The organism is Leptospira weilii serovar Ranarum str. ICFT (assembly GCF_000332415.1).
In the GTDB taxonomy this organism is placed as follows: domain Bacteria; phylum Spirochaetota; class Leptospiria; order Leptospirales; family Leptospiraceae; genus Leptospira; species Leptospira weilii_A.
The window spans coordinates 312,359-329,162 of the sequence record NZ_AOHC02000012.1; the positions used below are offsets into that span (position 1 = coordinate 312,359).

The window sequence follows — 16,804 nt, forward strand, 5'->3', positions numbered from 1 at the left end:
AAATTCTAATTTTCTCATGAAGTCTTTCACCCTTATTTCACTTATACACGTCGTTCTGTTTCCGATTCTATATGCGTTTTCCTTTATCTATCGCGCTCTTTTTCTGCTCGATCAAAAACTTACCAAAAAGAAAAAACTTCCCGGAGCCTTTGTAATCAGCGTCGGAAATATCTCCATGGGCGGCACCGGAAAAACTCCGTTTTCGATTTATCTTGCAAAACTGATTCATAAAAAATTTCCGGAAAGAAAAATCGTTCTTTTGTCCAGAGGATACGGCGCGGCCGGATCCAAAGGCGGATATAGAGTCGTACAACAATCCACTCCGAGGGAAGCGGGAGACGAACCTCTTCTTTTAAAAAAACATCTTCCGTTTGCGGAAGTTTGGATCGGAAGAGACAGACATTCCTCTTATCTACGTTTTAAGGAGGAATTGAAAATGAAAGAAAATCCGATCGTGATTTTGGACGACGGATTTCAACACCACGTTTTGGAAAGGGACGTCGATATCGTTTTATTGGATTCGAGCAGGATTCATAGGGAACGTTTTTTAATTCCCGCAGGCAATCTGAGAGAACCGATCCCTTCTCTTACAAGAGCCGATTGGATCGTGTTTTCGAAATACGAACCTTCCGCGGAAAGGATCGTACAGAATATTCGAAGGGAATTCTCCAAAGAAATTCTTCGTTTTTCTTCGGAACCGGATAAACTCCTATCTCCGAACTTACAATCGGATTCTCCGAAAGTATTTTATGGAAAAAGAATATATGCGTTCACCGGAATCGGAAATCCGGAAGTTTTCTTTTCGATGATTCGGAAATTTCAACCGCTCGAATTGGAAACGAGAACCTTCCGTGATCATCATTCTTATACGATGGAAGACGAGAACGCCCTGGATAAGATTTCCAAAGACTACGACTATCTCGTATGTACCGAAAAAGATCTCGTCAAAATTTCAAAACCTGCGGAGAATTTAAGAATCCTTCTGTTAGAAAGTAAACTTGATAAGGAAGAAAAACTCGTTTCTTTTCTCAAAGAAAAACTACGGCTTAGTGATGCGAAGGGGTAGTCTTCGTCGCAGACGAAGACCGAGCGGGAATCCGCGAGCCCGAAGCAGCACGACCGTCCGCTTGCGGACGGGAAGCCCCGGCCCGAAACTTTACGGATTCTTTTTTATCGTATTTCATTTTTAAAATTCCAATTCGAATTGCAGGATTCAAACGATATGTTATCATTTCCCGTTATCGTATTTTCGATAAACAAACTTATGAAAAAAATTATTTCATATTCGATACTCGTTTTTCTTCTTACGTCCGCTTCTCTTGGAAGCGAAACCCTTCTTTTAAAATCCGGAAAAAAAGTGGAAGGACGTATCGTCGACCAGGATAAGGAAACCGTTACCTTTAAACTCGCGGACGGAACCACAAAGGTTTTTCAAAAATCGAACATTCGAAAAATATCTTTTTCTAAAATCGCCGAAAATCCTCCTAAAAAAGAGGAGACTCAAAAAAACAAAGAGATCGAAAAAAAGAAATCCGCGGAACTCGCTCTAAATCAAAAATCCAAGTTGGAAAAAGAAAAAAAAAGGGAACGGGAACTGATCGATTCGAAAAGACATTTTCTCGAAGTTTCTTTCGGGATCGGAAACGGAACCGAACAATCCGAGCTCCGGCCTTTTTTTCAAACCATTCAATACGCGGGTTTGGCTTTCAGCAGTTCGGGTCAGGCGGAAATTCTCACCAATCCGTACAAAACGCCTAACAACGGTTCTACGACTCGGATCCGATACGCGTGGAATCGTTTTACCTTTGAGTTACGCGGGACACAGGCAAAACATAATTTCGACGTGAACGGGTTCCAAACCCTCGCTTTCGGAACGGACGGTTCCGGGTCCGGTGAAAGAGCGGTTAACGCGATTTTTGGAGAAGCCAGCTCCAAATTTCAAAAAGTTTCGTCCCGTATCGGCTTTACTCCTTATCCACATCCGGTTTTGGATTTGCAAATTTTGGGCGGTATAGAAAGAATCTGGACAAAAACGGATCAAGAGGTCGACAGTTTAGGTCCAAAGACGGCGAGCGGAATCAATCCGAATCGCATTAGTTTTCGCGAATATTCCAGTCATCATAAAGGATATAGTTTCGGGGTCGGATTCGAGTGGAAGTTTTTGAAACGATTTACGTTCCAAGGACAAATTCTTCATTTGAATTTGACGAGCCCCTCCTCCTTTAAAAATTACGAATATAGAATCGATAGCTCGAACGCCGCTCTTCGCCTCAATCAATTCGGATTGGACTATTGGTGGAAATCGAAGGGAACCGAAATCAATCTCAAACTTTCCGCCAACGTAAAAGGAAACTGGAGCGTATTTGTGGAAACGAGTCATATGACCTTAAAAAACACTCTCCAATCCGGTTATATCACGGAAGACGACGGAGGAAACCAGGATCAACTCGGGTTGAAAATTTTCGGACCGAGAATTCTGATTCCGATGTTGCACGAATCCAAAACGATTCTTACGTACGTTCAGTTCGGCGTGAATCACCGTTTCGATTTCTGAGTTTTTCCGTATCTTCATATCCTATCGTAATTTTAGAATATTCTTTTTTACTCATATGTTTCTTTTATATTTTTCGAAAGTCACAAACGGATTCGCCCGAACTTTCAACCATAAAATTCACGTTAGTCGCGAGCGCCGTTCACTTCTTTTAATTTTGCGAGATTCCCTTCCAAAACGGAAAGAGTATCGATATGATAATCCTTTGTATGTTTAAGTCGAATTTGTTTTCTATCTTCCGGAAGCCTTTTACAAGAAAGTTCGAACAAAACTCCCGCTAAAAGTCTGGAGCAGGTGAAAACGATCTCTTCCGCATACGTATCCTTATCCTCTTTTTTTGAAAGATGTTTATAGAGGGCGACCAACTCCTGAAATCCGTGGAACAATTTATGAACCAAGGAAGAATCCAACCGATTTACGAGTTCGGTCAGATATTCTCCGAACGTATGAGTCATCCCGGAAACGATTCCTCCGATACACGCGTTGATTTGAATTTGCGAAGTCCCGTCGTAGATCGTGGTGATCCTCGCGTCGCGATAAATTCTCGCGATATCATAGTCTTCGGTATAACCCGAACCTCCGTGTATCTGAAGCGCGTCGCTGACCGCTTTCAAACACGATTCGGAACAATAAAACTTGCTGATCGGAGTCAGAACGTTTGCGATTTTTTCCCAATAACGAACGACCGTGTCGTTCTTCGCTTCTTTTTCGGAGGCGCCTTGTTCTTCAAGTCGAAGCGCTCTCCAATAATAACGATCCATTACGCGAGATCCTTCCAACGTCAGACAACGCATCGCGTAGGTTTCCCTTTCGATTCGATCCATGATTTTTTTCACGGCGGGGATTTCGATCAAAGGTCTTCCGAATTGAATTCTTTCGTTTGCGTATTTTAGAGCTTCATAATATGCCGCGGTTGCAAGTCCCGTGGATTGTTGTGCGATTCCCATCCTCGCTCCGTTCAACATTCCCATCGTATACTTTACGAGTCCGTAACCTTCTTCTCCGATCAAAAGTCCGGGAGAGTTTTCAAAAACCACTTCGCAAGTCGGAGAACAATGAAGACCGAGTTTGCGTTCGATTCCCGCAATTTGAACGTCCGCGCTTTGTACGAGAAAAAAAGAAAGTCCCCTCGCTCCGGATCCGACTTCTCCCGAACGAGCCAGCGTAAGTAATACCGCCGGGATATCGCCGAACCCGCAACCGTGTGTGATAAAACGTTTACTTCCGTTTAACACCCAGCGTCCATCCTTGTCTTTTACGGCTTTGGTTCTGAGATTGGAAAGATCGGAACCGTGATCGGGTTCGGTAAGCCCCATCGCACAGACGAATTTTCCCGCGGCAAAACGGGGAAGCCATTCGTCCTTCATTTCCTGAGTCGCGTGTCGTTCCAAAATTTCGGCGAGATTTACACATCCGATCGCAATGGCGAGTGACGCGTCCACTCTGTAAAAAATTTCGGAAATAAAGGATTTCACGGTCCAAGGTACTCCGAGTCCGCCGTACTGTCTCGAAAATCCGTAAGCCTGAACTCCCGCATCGACGACTTTGGATACCAGTTCGAGCATCTTCGGCGGAAACTCGACTTTTCCGTCCTTGAACTCCAGACCTTGCCGGTCCAACTCCGCCACGTGAGGAGAAAGAATATTTCCGGCGAGATCCCCCACGGTTTCCAACACGGTTTTATAATATTCTTTTGCTTCCGACGGATTTGTCGGTCCTCCGTTCGAGGCGTCGGAGAATTCGTTTTCGTAATCGAGTATGATTTCCGTCCAGGGTAGAATGTGTTCGAAATGATCCTGGATATCTTGATTGTCCGAAAAGTAATTGTTTTGAATCATAATGTCTCCCCTTGAATCCGCCACTGTAAAGGATTGGAAAGACTGAGAAAAGGAAAATTGCGGGTAAAATTATCTTTTGCGATGAGTTTTCCTAAGTTTGAGTATTTGTAATCAAAAATCCGAGCTTCGGGTAAACCCGTAAAGTTTCGCGACTCGGTTCTTAATTCTTTCTTAATTCCAAAACGAGAATTCTAATTTTAATTTACGGGTTTGGCTATTGCATTCTAAAAACGATTTTATAAACTTCTATCATGATTCAAAAACTGAATTTTCAAAAATTAGAATGTTCTCAAAAACAAACTCGAACCGAGTGCGGTTTGAGATCCGTACAAAAAAGCTCGTCCAGCGGAATGAAATTACGAAAGTACGTTCTTCGAATTCTTTCGATTTTATATTTTTCCAATTTTGTTTTTTCCAATTCGGTTTATGCTCAAGAAAAAAAAGAAGTCAAGACAACCGTTCCGCAAACAAAGGAAAACGGTTCTGAAAAAAATTTAGATCCTTCCCAAAAATCTTCGACAAACATTCAAACCCGACCGGAGCCGAAAGTTTTCAATGAAACGGAATCGAAAAACGATTCGGAGGAATTTCAATCCAAGGAAGACCTTGAAAAAAAAGAACAACCCCGGGACGACTCCTCTTCGAAAGGAACTCAGGAAGAAAACAAACATCTTCCCAAGTTCGGTTTTTTTATAGATTCTTATTACGCACACAATCCGTACCGCCCCCACTCAAGGGACAATCGCTATCTCACTCAACCGGCGCGTTGGGACGAAGCTAATATCAATCTCGCTTACATTGACGGCAAGGTTGAAACGGATCAATACCGAGGCAGAGTCGCTTTCCAATTTGGAAACTCTGTAAACGCGAATTACAAATACGAAGTCAGCTCGGAAAAAAATTCCAACGAACTTTCCGTACGAAACATTCAAGAAGCTTACGCCGGAGTCAAACTCGCAAAAAATCTCTGGCTCGACGGCGGAATTTATTTCGGAAACATCGGACTCGAAAGTTGGATCTCTCAGAACAACTGGAATTATTCGAGGGCCCTCTCTCTGGATTACGTGCCTTATTATTCGAGCGGTTTCAGACTCTCCTATCAATATTCGGAAAAACTGTCCTTTCAGCTTCATCTGATGAACGGTTGGTCCAATATCACCGAAACGAACCGCGATAAAGCGATCGGAACTCAAATCGATTACAAAATCACGGATAAGTTCAAAATTACCCACAACACATTCGTGGGAAACGAGGCTCCCGATAACCGGCCGCGTCAAACAAGATATTATAATAATTTAATACTTCAATATCATATCACAAAACACTTTATTGTGGCCGGATCGGGCGACGTCGGAATTCAAAGAGTTCCCGATCCCGGAGTTCAAGCCTATAGGCAATGGTATCACGGAACGTTTTGGATCACTTGGAGACCGATCGAGAAATTCAGAACTTCCTTACGTTTGGAAAGAATGTATGATTCGCAGCAAACGATCGTACAAACAGATACGAAAAACGGATTTTTAACTTCGGGTGCGACCACAACCTTCGATTACATTCCGAACGAAAACGCGATGATTCGATTGGAAGGAAGATATTTTCGTTCTTACGACGCTGTTTTTGATCGAGATCGATCGAAATCGAAAGAGGAAAAGTTTATCGTTTTTGCGATTTCGCTTAAAATCTAAACTTTGAATTCGAATTTCAGCCATACGAAAAACAAATTGTAAATCGAAACGATTCGTAAACTACTTGCAACCTTTTTGATTTTCGGCTCGAATCGTTCCCTATGGAACAAGCAACATTAGGCGGCGGTTGTTTTTGGTGTCTTGAGGCTGTGTATCAGACGGTGGAAGGTGTAGAATCCGTCGTATCCGGATATGCGGCCGGACGAACGAAAAATCCGGATTATCGTTCCGTATGTTCCGGCACCACAGGACACGCGGAAGTAGTGCAGATCATTTTCGATCCGAAGATCATCGGTTATCCCGAGATCCTGGAAGTTTTCTGGATCTCTCACGACCCCACTACGTTAAACCGACAAGAAAACGACGTGGGGACCCAGTATCGATCCGTCATTCTCTATCATTCTCCCGAACAAAAAAAACAAGCGGAAGAAGCCGTACAAAAAGCCGGAGAACAATTTTCGGACCCGATCGTGACTCAAGTGGAAGCGCTGAAAGAATTTTATCCCGCGGAAAATTATCATCAAAATTATTTCAGAACCAATCCGGAACAGTCTTACTGTCATTATGTGATCAAACCGAAAATCGACAAATATATCAAAACGGGTTTCAGAGTTAAAAAAATAAATTCTTAACTTTACATCATTTTCATAAGAAATCGTTCAAAGGATCGTTTCTTGCGGCTCCGAACTTTTTAACAAAAGAAAATCGGGGTTTTAGAGCGCGGCGGAAGATTCTACTTGATACTCTTCGAATCGGATGATAGTATAATTCTCTAATGAACGCCGATATCCGAAAAACCTTTTTGATTTTTTTACTGGGAATGTTTTTTTCCCGGTGTACCACGAGCATACAACTTCAAGGAGAAATTCATCGTCCTAAAACGGCGGACGGTTGGGATCTGACGCTCGAACATTTTCCGCCCGCATCCAATTCTCCTTCCAAAAAATATCCCGTCCTATTATGCCACGGTTTACTCGCCAATCGAACCTATCTGAAGATCAACGAAAAAAGTTCCATTGTCGGTAGACTTCAAAAAGAAGGTTACGACGTTTGGTTGTTGGATTTGAGAGGAAGAAGGGATGCGGGTTACCCTTCCTTGTTTTTCGGAGATAAAACGTTTTCTTACGGCATGGACGACTACATCCAATACGACGCGGATGCCGCCATCAAACACGTGTTAAACGCTACCGGAAAGGACAAGGTCAATTGGATCGGGCATAGTATGGGTGGAATGATTATCTATGCGAGAATCGGAAGCCTCGGCGAAAACAGGATCGCAAACTTTGTGGCGATCGGTTCGGCCGCGATTCTGGATGCTCCGAGTTCCGCTCTGAAAGGTTGGGCTTCTCTTTCTTGGTTGACGAATCTTTGGCCGGTCGTTCCCGCCGAAACCTGGATCGGCATTCAAGGAGCCACCGGAATCCCGTTTCTTCCTCAAAAATCCTTCGAAGAACTTTTTTGGCATAAACCGAATATCGATTCTTCGATCCTTTCCGGCGTTAAAACGACTTCGATCAATCCCGGAACGAAAAAGGAAATCCTACAGTTTCAGGATTTTGCGGAAAGCGGAGAGATCCGAAGTTTAGATCGTAAGATTTCCTATTCGAACGGACTCAAAAATATCAAAATTCCGACTTTGTTGGTCGCGGGCAGAAGAGACAAAATCGGAACGACCTACTCCCTTCGTTACGCCTACGATACGATTTCCTCCGAAGACAAAACTCTTTTTATCGTATCCAGAGCGAACCATCATTCCGATGACTACGGCCACGCCGATTTGATCGTCGGAAAGAATGCGGACAAGGACATATTCATTCCTATCGCGACTTGGTTGGATAAAAGAAACTAATTTTATTTCGGATTTAAAAATGAAACTTACAAAAACAAAATCGGCCGCGGTCCTTATCTTTTTGACCGTTTTTTTAAACTGTACGCGTTATGTGGTCATTACCGGACAAAAATTCGCGTCACAAACCGCAAACCTAGGACCGAACGTGTTTTTGACCACGTTTTCCTATGAAAATTCTTCCCATCCTCCGATTCTTCTCGTGGATCCGGTTTTTATAAACAAAAAGGCGTTGTACCTCGGAGATAAATCGGGGCTGATCGGAGTGTTAAACGGAAACGGTTTTTCGGTTTGGTTGTTACACTTCGAAGATTACAAATCCGTAAATCTCAAAGATGTAGGGGAAAATCTGATTCCGGAAGTCATCGCAAGAATTCAAAAAGTCACCGGTCAAAAAGAATACGTTCTGGGCGGGGTTTCTTTGGGAGGACAGGCGTTATTACATTCTTTCAAAGCCAAAAAGATTCCGGACATATCCAAAGCGTTTTTTCTCGGAACGGGAATGGACTATAAATACAACGATAGTTTTTTAGAACAGATGAAAGCCGAAAAAAAATTCGGAACCGATTTGAGCGTTTCCTGCAAAAATAAGGACAGTTTCTGCAAACGTTTTATCTCCTTAGACGAAGACGATCCTACGACTCTATTCATATATCAAAATATTCTTAACTACTTGCCGGCTTTGGAAGAAAATCCGAAAACCTGGGAACCGTTCGAGTCCACAAACTTTCCTTCTCTTTTTATCGGAGGAAGAATCGACAACGTATCGCCGACCGAAAGTATTCATCCGGTTTATAAAAGAAAAAAAGGGAGAAAAGAATATTGGGAAGCCGGAAGAGACAACGGAATGTCCATCGACTACGATCACTTAGGACTTTTCGCCCACGAAGACGCGCCTTCCGACATCTATCAAAAAATCGCCGATTGGCTGAAAGAAAAAGGACCCGAAACTACGAAGGTTTCTTCCAGCCCAACAAATCCATAACCTTTTTGATGTCCTCCCAAACTTCTCGTTTGAGAGGGCTGTTCTCCCCGCCGTTACGAATCACAAAACTAGGGTGATACGTAGGCATCACTGGAATTCCGAAAAAGGTTCCCCAGGTTCCTCTGAGTTTGGTAATTCCTTCTTTCGTATTTAAGATAAATCTTGTGGAAGGATTTCCGAGAGTTACGATCGCTTTCGGTTGAATGATCTCGAGTTGTCTCAAAAGATACGGGGCGCAGGCTCTGGTTTCCTCCTCTTCGGGAGGTCTGTCCTTTTCGAATTTCATATCCACCGTCGGTCTACACTTTACGATGTTCGCGATGTAAACCGATTCCCTGGGAACTCCCATTCCTTTTTCTATAATTCTCGTAAGAAGTTCACCGGCTTTGCCCACAAAAGGACGGCCGGTAAGATCCTCTTGTCTACCGGGTCCCTCCCCGATAAAAACGACTTCCGTATCCGGGTTGCCTTCTCCAAAAACCGTTTGAGTGCGGGTCGTATGGAGTTTGCAGAGTTTACACGCGGAAACCTCGGATTGAACGAGGCTCAGTCTTCTCAGTTTTTCTTCTTTGCTCATGAAAATACGTTCCATCCAAACTGAAAAAGAGTTTCGCCGAAGTCAATGGAAATGATCGCTCTTACGGAAAATGTGACGCCTTTATTTCCGAAACCACATTCGCAAAACCGTATTATGTTTGGGGAAATTATAAATTCGTATTTCAGAATATTCTAAATTATATTTGGTTCCGGCCGGATACAACCTACTAACGGTTCAGAAATTTCGGTTCATTTCTTTTTTAGAGGCAAATATCCCGAGAATTTTCAACTGAGCCTCTTTTACTTTTTCGGAACTATCGTAAGAATCGTTCGATTTCATCAGCTCTTTCATCAACCATCGAGACGATTCTCGATCCAGAAAATCAAGCACTTGAATCACAAGTTTTTCCCGCACACTCTTTAACGCTTCCGCCAAATCCGGAAGGCTTACCTGTCTCAATAAATCCTTCAGTTCGTTATACGATAACGAATGAAACGCCCTGTTCAAGAGAATATCGGAATCGATCTGAGGTTCGGAATTGCAAAACTCGGAGTAAAAATCGTTGAGAAGAATCGTATCGATCTCTTTTCTTTTTTGATTCACGAAATTCCAAAAGTCCTTTTGGTAAGATTCTCCGAAATAAGACGCGACCTTTTCCAAAAAGACGGAGATGGGAAGTTCTCTCTGAATCGTTTCGATTCCTTCGAGTATGATGATTCTATCTAAAAGTTCTTTTCCTTCGTAGTTTCCGGAAACGATATATCCTTTCAAAATATTGCCGACGTTTTCGGAGTCCATCCCGATTCCCATCAGATCGAATCCCTTTCTTAGAAAAAACGGATGTTCTTCGGAATCAAAGGAATCGATAAAAAAATATTTTCCAAATACGTAACACTTTTCACTCAGCTCCAGCATCGTTCCTAAAACTTGTAAACTTTGTTCCCGATCCTTATCCGTGTAAAAAAAACGATTTGGATGTATTTGTACCAGCATGTTTTAGTTTCTCCGAATTTTATTATTTGATTTTTTCCAATCTCGTCGTCTCTTTAATGTTTTAAAGACGGCCGTTTGGAAGTGATGAATTCTTTCTGAATAAAGTTGCATTCATAAGACGCGGATTTTCTTTTTTTTAAAACCTTTTTCTTTAAATATCTATATTAAAAATACAAAAACCTTTCTTCGTTATTTTTCAAGTTTATCCTATAAGTAGTCCTGGATCGTATTTTAGAAACGGGGAACCAAGGGAAAAAAAGCGACTTTGAGAGATTCGACAAAATGAACCGGAGGCTCCGAGTTCGAATTTGTGAGAGGCATATTATGATTTTTTAAAATAGTATTATGATAAATCGTACACTCCGCTTTTTGCAGAGGCAAGGGCAGATGATGCACTTCTCCTCGATAAATAAGAAATCCAAGGAAGCGGCGGCAGATAAACCGATCGAACGCCCTTCATTCGAAACGGCGCCAATCCTACATAAGTTTTACCTTGTTTTAGGACGCTACAACGCCCTTAACATCTAATTCCTAGCGACTCGAAGTGCGGGAACTCCCCTAAAATTGGTGTAGATGAAATACCAAAGTTCAGAAATCTGTGCACATGAGCCAAATTGAATCCGTTCCAATCGGAACCCTCCCCCCCTTGGGGCAGGTTCCCAAAAAAATGTATGCACAGGTCGTTAGAGCCAATCGTTTCGGCGATCCGATCACAGCCATTCAGGAAGAACTCATCGATGTTCCAGAACTCGCACCGGACGAAGTCCTCGTTGCGGTAATGGCAGCCGGTGTAAATTATAACAACGTTTGGGCCGCTCTCGGATTTCCCGTAGATGTGATCGGCGCCAGAAACAAAAAAGGAGAACCCGAACCGTTTCATATCGGCGGTTCCGACGCATCCGGCATCGTTTATAAAGTCGGCGCCGATGTTAAGAACGTAAAAGTCGGAGACGAAGTCGTTCTTCACTGCGGAATCTGGGATCGAAACGATCCTTGGATTAAAGCCGGAAAGGATCCGATGTTCGCGCCTTCTCAGTTGATCTGGGGATACGAAACCAACTGGGGTTCCTTTGCACAATTCTGCAAGGTTCAAGACCATCAGTGTCTTCCAAAACCGAAACATCTCACTTGGGAAGAAGCCGCAGCCTACATGCTCGTAGGAGCCACCGCGTATAGAATGCTTCATCACTGGACTCCGAACAACGTCCAAAAAGACGACGTGGTTTTGATCTGGGGAGGAGCGGGCGGACTCGGAGCGATGGCGATTCAGATCGTAAAAGCCGCAGGTGGAATTCCGATCGCAGTCGTTTCCGAAGACGACAAAATCGATTTCTGTATGAAGTTAGGCGCCGCGGGTGTTATCAATCGTAAGAAATTCTCCCATTGGGGAGCGTTGACCTCCGAAATCAACAAGATGGAAAAGTTCGTAGAATGGACCAAATCCGCTCGCGAGTTCGGAAAGGCAATCTGGGACATCGCCGGAAAAGGAAAAAATCCAAAAATCGTTTTCGAACATCCGGGTGAAACCACCATTCCTACTTCCATGTTCGTCTGTGAAACGGGAGGTATGGTTGTGATCTGCGCGGGAACTACCGGTTTCAACGCAACCGTTGACTTACGTTATCTCTGGATGAGACAAAAACGTCTTCAAGGTTCTCACTTTGCAAACGACGACAACTCAAAAGGTCTGAACGATTTAGTGATCGAAAAAAAAGTAGATCCTTGTCTTTCTAAAACCTTCGTTTGGAACGAAACCGCCACCGCACACCAGTTGATGAAGGAAAACAAACATCCGGCCGGAAACATGTCGATTTTGGTCGGCGCCGACAAACCGGGGTTGGGAAAGAAATAATTTCCGATCTCGATCGATTTCATAGAGCCGCCGGAACGGTTGATTCTACGCGGCTCAGAAGTCGAGACAAAACCGAACGTTGCTTCCTATCGGTTGTAGCGTCAGGTTTTGTAGAGTAGAAAGGGTTAGGAGGAATCGGACTTGAAAGAAAAATCTTACTTCCTCTAGGCGAAAAATTCTCTTTCGCTCACTCTTAAGATCGCACGCAAAACGTCGCTTCTCGTAATGATACCGATCACTTGAAACTGATCGTTCACAACGGGAAGACATCCGATTCTTTCCTCGAAAAAAACTTTTGAAATTTCTCCGATCCCCGCAAAAATCCGAACCGAAAGAACTTTCGTTTTCATGATCTGCCCGATCGTTTGTTCGGCCATCGTAATGTGTTCCAATTTCCAACGCATCCAATCCCGATCGGACAGAATGCCGCATAACGTGTTTTTTTCGTCGACCACCGGAACGTGGCGAAAACGTTTCCGAACGAAAATTTCTTCGGCTCTCGCGATCGGATCCTGATCCGAAAATTCCACCACGGGAGAAGTCATCAAATCTTTTGCCGTAAGCGAGGAAAGCGGTTCTCCCGAACCGGATCGGATCTTTCCGGCGATTTTGTATTCGGCGCCGATTTCTTTTCCCGCGTTTTTTGGGCGATTTTTTCTTTCGAGATCTTGTTCCGATTCTATCTTTTTAACGAAAGGAGAAGGCGGGATCGAATGTAAAGGATGAACGATCTCGGCTTGAGCCGGAGGAATGTAGGGTTCGGAAACTCCTCTCATTACCCAAAAGAACAAACTAACCCATCCTCAGGATCAAAAAATTATAAGAAGCGATGATTCTCTGGGTCATTTCAAGTCCGTCCTTGTTGACGTCCGGATGATATTTCTTGATCAATTCCTTGAATCGTTTTTTCAATTCTTCTAATGTACAAGGCGCGTCGAATCCGAGAACGTCCAAATGTCTCTGCGTTTCCGGATCCATCTCTTGAAATACGGAAACGGGTTTTTTCTTTTTCGGTTTTTTGCGGAACGTTCCGAACAAATCGTAATACGCCCTGTCCCTGTATTCTCTCGTGATCTCGCGGAGATGAAAAACCTTCGTATTGAGAATGGAAAAGATATGTTTTTTAAAAAAGACGTCGGCCCCGTAATCGTTTTGAATCGATTTTAATTCGATAAAATCGGCGATTCCGTTTTCCACGATTCTTTCGAAATTGAATCTATCGTCGAAGTAAGAATCAAAAGCGTCGTCGAAATCCAAGGTCGCGGACGACAAAAGTAAAAGCAGCTCCTTATCCAGCTCGTGTCTTTGTAAACGAGACTGAATCGTTTGTTTTAAGCTGATTTGAAGCTCCGCGAGATAATTATCGTCGAAGTATATTCCGTTTTTTGCAAATTCATTCTCGATTCCTTCTATCCTTAGAATTTTGGAAAGAAGACGGATGAGAGAATCTGCATGTGTTTCGTTAAAACCCGCGGCGGCTCTGGAGGAAAAATGAACTTCGCTTCTCAGATCGTAAAAAATTCTATAGTAATCTTCTTTGCGGATATCCAAAGCGGAGATAATCTTTTCCACCGGAATGTACCATTCACAATTCGTACATCCGGATTGAATCTCAAAAATAATATCCTCCAAGGAGGAACGGATCTGATCAAAACTTCGAGTCTGCATACTCTTCTTCCAAATTTTCCACCCTTACAAATCCGTTCATCAATTCTTTTTCCAATTAGACTTCGAGAATCGGAAACGGAAATCTTCCCGAACGTTGAAAAAAGGTTTGCTCGTAAGGTTTCCTAAACTCATCCATCCTTATTATGCTTCCTTTGATCTCCGTTCTTATTTGTTTTCTGGTTTATTTTCTCGGATATAAATTCTACTCGGGTTATATTTCCAAATCCATCTTCGATTTAAAGGACAATCCGAAAGATACGCCGGCGCACAAACTCAACGACGGAGTGGATTACCTTCCCACAAAACCCATCGTTTTATTCGGCCATCATTATGCGTCCATTGCCGGACTTGCTCCCGTACTCGGACCTGCGGTAGCCGTCATCTGGGGTTGGCTTCCCGCCATGATTTGGGTCGTATTCGGAAGTATTTTCGTGGGTTGTGTACACGACTTCGGCGCACTCGTAGTTTCGGTTCGTAATCAGGGAAAAAGTATCGGTCAAGTCGCGGAAGATCTTTTAGGTCACCGAGCGAGAAGTTTGTTTCACGCGATCATCTTTTTCCTGGTCGCGTTAGCGATGGGAGTTTTCGTTCTCGTACTTGCGGAAATGTTTTCCGCCGATCCTAAGGCGAGTTTACTTTCCACTTCGACGGCAAATACGACAGTCGATACTTCCGCACAAGAAAGGAAAACTCTTTCGGAAACAACTTCAACAAATGTCGACCGAACGCAAAAACGAAATTCAACGGTTGCAAATTCCAAAACCGCAAACAAAAAGGATCACGATCATCCCGGAGAAATCAGAACCGAGGAAAAACCTTTCATTAAACTCAGAAGCCATTTTCCGGAAGCGGTGATTCCATCCGCGGCGATCATGATTTTTGCGGTGATCATGGGATATCTACATTACAAAAAAGGAATGAACTTAACTCCCCTAACGGTGATTAGCGTGTTCGGAACCTTATTCTTCATGGTATTGGGAATGCAGGATTCGATTCTCACCGAAACGGGACTCAACCGCGTGGAAACTTCTCCTTCGACGGGAACTTGGAAATACATCCTTTTATTCTACGCGTTTTTAGCTTCGGTAACTCCGATCTGGTTATTGTTACAAAGCAGGGACTATATCAATTCCTTCTTATTGTATTTAGGAATCATTTTGATTTATATCGGATTTTTTGCTGGAGGAATTTTGCAAAACTTTTCTTCTTTCAACGCGGAAGCGATCCGGACCGAATCCATCGGTTTCGATATGATTCCGTTCGTATTCATCACGATCGCTTGCGGAGCGGTTTCCGGATTTCACGCGTTAGTCAGCTCGGGAACCACCGCCAAACAATTGGACAAGGAAACGGACGCAAGACCGATCGGTTACGGAGGAATGATCGGAGAATCCTTACTCGGTTTATCGGCGGTCATCGCTTGTACGATCGGGTTCGCTTCTTCGGAAGAATGGACCGGCTTTTATCGTTCTTGGTCGGGTATCCAAGGTTTAGCTCCGCAAGTAGGAGCCTACATTTACGGAACGGGAAGATTTCTGGCTCAGATCGGAATCCCCGAAACCTTCGGACAAGGTTTTATCGCGCTCATCGTAATCAGCTTCGCATTGACCTCGTTGGATTCCGCGACGAGACTTCTGCGGTATAATATCGAAGAGATCGCGGAGTCGACTCGGATATCCTGGATTCAAACGTTAGTCGGCAATCGATACGTTTCCAGTCTGATCGCCTGCGCCGCAATCGGGATTTTTGCGTTTATGGAAATCGAACAAGACGGAAAGAAAAAACCCGCAGGTCTCGCCCTCTGGAAACTTTTCGGAACCACAAATCAACTTTTAGCGGGACTGGCGCTTTTGGTCGTAACCGTTTTTCTTTTGAAATCTAAGAAAAACGTCAAAGTCTCTTTTATCCCGATGTTGTTCGTATTATCCGTAACTCTCTGGGCGATGATTCGAAATTTTTTGGACTTTTTAACCGGGCCTTCTCCGAACCTCCTTCTCGCGGCGGTGGGAGGAACGTTGATCGTTTTGACTCTTTGGCTTTTGGCGGAGGCGGTTTTAACCTGGAATCGCATTAGAAAAGTATGAAATACTGTAGTTCATGCGGATCGTCGGTCGCTTATAAAATACCGGAAGGAGACAATCGGTCCAGGCACGTCTGCGACAACTGCGGAACGATCCACTATCAAAATCCGAAAGTTGTAGTCGGAAGTATTCCGATTTGGGAGAATCGGATTCTTCTTTGCAAACGAGCGATCGAACCCAGAAAAGGATTTTGGACCTTACCCGCGGGATTTTTAGAAAACAGGGAAACCGTGGAAGAAGGCGCCGTTCGGGAAACTCGGGAAGAAGCGAACGCGGAGATCAACATCGTGGGACTTCAGAGCGTCTACAGCATTCCTCATATCAGTCAGATTTATATGTTCTTCTTGGCGGACTTGGTGGACGGAAAATTCTCCGTAAGTTCGGAGTCCGAGGAAGTGAAGCTCTTTTCATTAAACGAAATTCCTTGGGAAGAATTAGCCTTTGCTTCCGTTCACTTCGCTCTAAAGGAATACGAGAATTCTCCCGTTAAGAACTCGCTTTCCATAGGAAGTACCAGAAACCGCAAGAACCTTCCGAAAGAATCCTAAAAAAACGGATCGTTTCGTTCTTAAAAAAAATATAGGAAAAAAAACGTACCCAATTAGAATGTACTCATGCGGAACGGAATTCGTTTTATTACAACGTCGTTTTTCTTTTTTAATTTTTCCATCTACCCAAGCGCTTTTTTAAAAACCAACACCGACGCGTTTTCGCCCAATTGGGACGGAAGATACGACGTACTTGAGTTTAAGATTTCCAATCGGTGT

Annotated in this window: 14 protein-coding genes and 1 pseudogene; 9 read left to right on the plus strand and 6 right to left on the minus strand. The window is 43.5% G+C overall.

What is annotated here, in order from left to right; all coding sequences use genetic code 11:
- Positions 1–16: 16 nt before the first annotated feature.
- Both lpxK and LEP1GSC060_RS02595 read left to right on the plus strand, forming a co-directional pair.
- Entirely contained in the window at positions 17–1,066 is a 1,050-nt protein-coding gene (lpxK, locus tag LEP1GSC060_RS02585) for a tetraacyldisaccharide 4'-kinase (protein ID WP_002995253.1), read from the plus strand.
- A gap of 198 nt (positions 1,067–1,264) precedes the next feature.
- Positions 1,265–2,554, plus strand: coding sequence for an LA_0442/LA_0875 N-terminal domain-containing protein (locus tag LEP1GSC060_RS02595; RefSeq protein WP_420805471.1), 1,290 nt, complete (start codon positions 1,265–1,267; stop codon positions 2,552–2,554).
- Between the two features lie 122 nt (positions 2,555–2,676).
- On the opposite strand, the gene LEP1GSC060_RS02600 is transcribed toward LEP1GSC060_RS02595, so the two are convergent.
- Positions 2,677–4,389 carry an acyl-CoA dehydrogenase family protein gene (locus tag LEP1GSC060_RS02600; RefSeq protein ID WP_002995304.1) on the minus strand — a complete coding sequence of 571 codons (1,713 nt, stop codon included), beginning with the start codon at positions 4,387–4,389 and terminating at the stop codon, positions 2,677–2,679.
- 251 nt (positions 4,390–4,640) lie between these two features.
- Here LEP1GSC060_RS02600 and LEP1GSC060_RS02605 point away from each other — a divergent pair, with 251 nt between their 5' ends.
- The 4 genes from LEP1GSC060_RS02605 (at position 4,641) to LEP1GSC060_RS02620 (ending at position 8,905) form a co-directional block, all read left to right on the plus strand.
- Positions 4,641–6,074 (plus strand): porin, encoded by a 1,434-nt coding sequence (locus LEP1GSC060_RS02605; protein WP_002995000.1) that lies wholly within the window; start codon positions 4,641–4,643, stop codon positions 6,072–6,074.
- A gap of 101 nt (positions 6,075–6,175) precedes the next feature.
- Entirely contained in the window at positions 6,176–6,706 is a 531-nt protein-coding gene (msrA, locus tag LEP1GSC060_RS02610) for a peptide-methionine (S)-S-oxide reductase MsrA (protein WP_002995080.1), read from the plus strand.
- 143 nt (positions 6,707–6,849) lie between these two features.
- The gene (locus LEP1GSC060_RS02615) at positions 6,850–7,923 is read left to right on the plus strand and encodes an alpha/beta fold hydrolase (RefSeq protein ID WP_036095172.1); all 1,074 of its coding nucleotides are present in this window, start codon (positions 6,850–6,852) and stop codon (positions 7,921–7,923) included.
- A gap of 19 nt (positions 7,924–7,942) precedes the next feature.
- Complete coding sequence (locus LEP1GSC060_RS02620; protein WP_002994983.1) at positions 7,943–8,905, plus strand: alpha/beta fold hydrolase family protein; 963 nt, start codon at positions 7,943–7,945, stop codon at positions 8,903–8,905.
- Here LEP1GSC060_RS02620 and LEP1GSC060_RS02625 read toward each other — a convergent pair.
- The 3 genes and pseudogenes from LEP1GSC060_RS02625 to LEP1GSC060_RS20235 form a co-directional block, all read right to left on the minus strand.
- The gene (locus LEP1GSC060_RS02625) at positions 8,871–9,482 is read right to left on the minus strand and encodes a uracil-DNA glycosylase (RefSeq protein ID WP_002994889.1); all 612 of its coding nucleotides are present in this window, start codon (positions 9,480–9,482) and stop codon (positions 8,871–8,873) included. The genes LEP1GSC060_RS02620 and LEP1GSC060_RS02625 overlap by 35 nt on opposite strands.
- Before the next feature lie 195 nt (positions 9,483–9,677).
- Positions 9,678–10,436: an LIC10244 family PerRA/PerRB upregulated protein gene (locus LEP1GSC060_RS02630; RefSeq protein ID WP_002994886.1), complete on the minus strand. Its 759-nt coding sequence runs from the start codon at positions 10,434–10,436 to the stop codon at positions 9,678–9,680.
- A gap of 231 nt (positions 10,437–10,667) precedes the next feature.
- Positions 10,668–10,847: pseudogene (locus tag LEP1GSC060_RS20235) on the minus strand (YqjF family protein); the annotation flags it as partial.
- 193 nt (positions 10,848–11,040) lie between these two features.
- Here LEP1GSC060_RS20235 and ccrA point away from each other — a divergent pair.
- Positions 11,041–12,288, plus strand: a complete 1,248-nt coding sequence (ccrA, locus tag LEP1GSC060_RS02640; RefSeq protein WP_002995011.1) for a crotonyl-CoA carboxylase/reductase — start codon at positions 11,041–11,043, stop codon at positions 12,286–12,288.
- Between the two features lie 164 nt (positions 12,289–12,452).
- On the opposite strand, the gene LEP1GSC060_RS02645 is transcribed toward ccrA, so the two are convergent.
- Complete coding sequence (locus LEP1GSC060_RS02645) at positions 12,453–13,079, minus strand: CBS domain-containing protein (protein ID WP_002995177.1); 627 nt, start codon at positions 13,077–13,079, stop codon at positions 12,453–12,455.
- Position 13,080: 1 nt separating this feature from the next.
- Positions 13,081–13,956, minus strand: coding sequence for a J domain-containing protein (locus LEP1GSC060_RS02650; RefSeq protein WP_002995091.1), 876 nt, complete (start codon positions 13,954–13,956; stop codon positions 13,081–13,083).
- 143 nt (positions 13,957–14,099) lie between these two features.
- Between LEP1GSC060_RS02650 and LEP1GSC060_RS02655 the strand changes: the two genes are divergently transcribed.
- On the plus strand, positions 14,100–16,040 hold the full coding sequence (locus tag LEP1GSC060_RS02655) for a carbon starvation CstA family protein (RefSeq protein ID WP_002995311.1): 1,941 nt from the start codon (positions 14,100–14,102) through the stop codon (positions 16,038–16,040).
- Complete coding sequence (locus LEP1GSC060_RS02660) at positions 16,037–16,585, plus strand: NUDIX hydrolase (protein ID WP_002995479.1); 549 nt, start codon at positions 16,037–16,039, stop codon at positions 16,583–16,585. The genes LEP1GSC060_RS02655 and LEP1GSC060_RS02660 overlap by 4 nt, the downstream gene beginning before the upstream one ends.
- Positions 16,586–16,804: the final 219 nt, after the last annotated feature.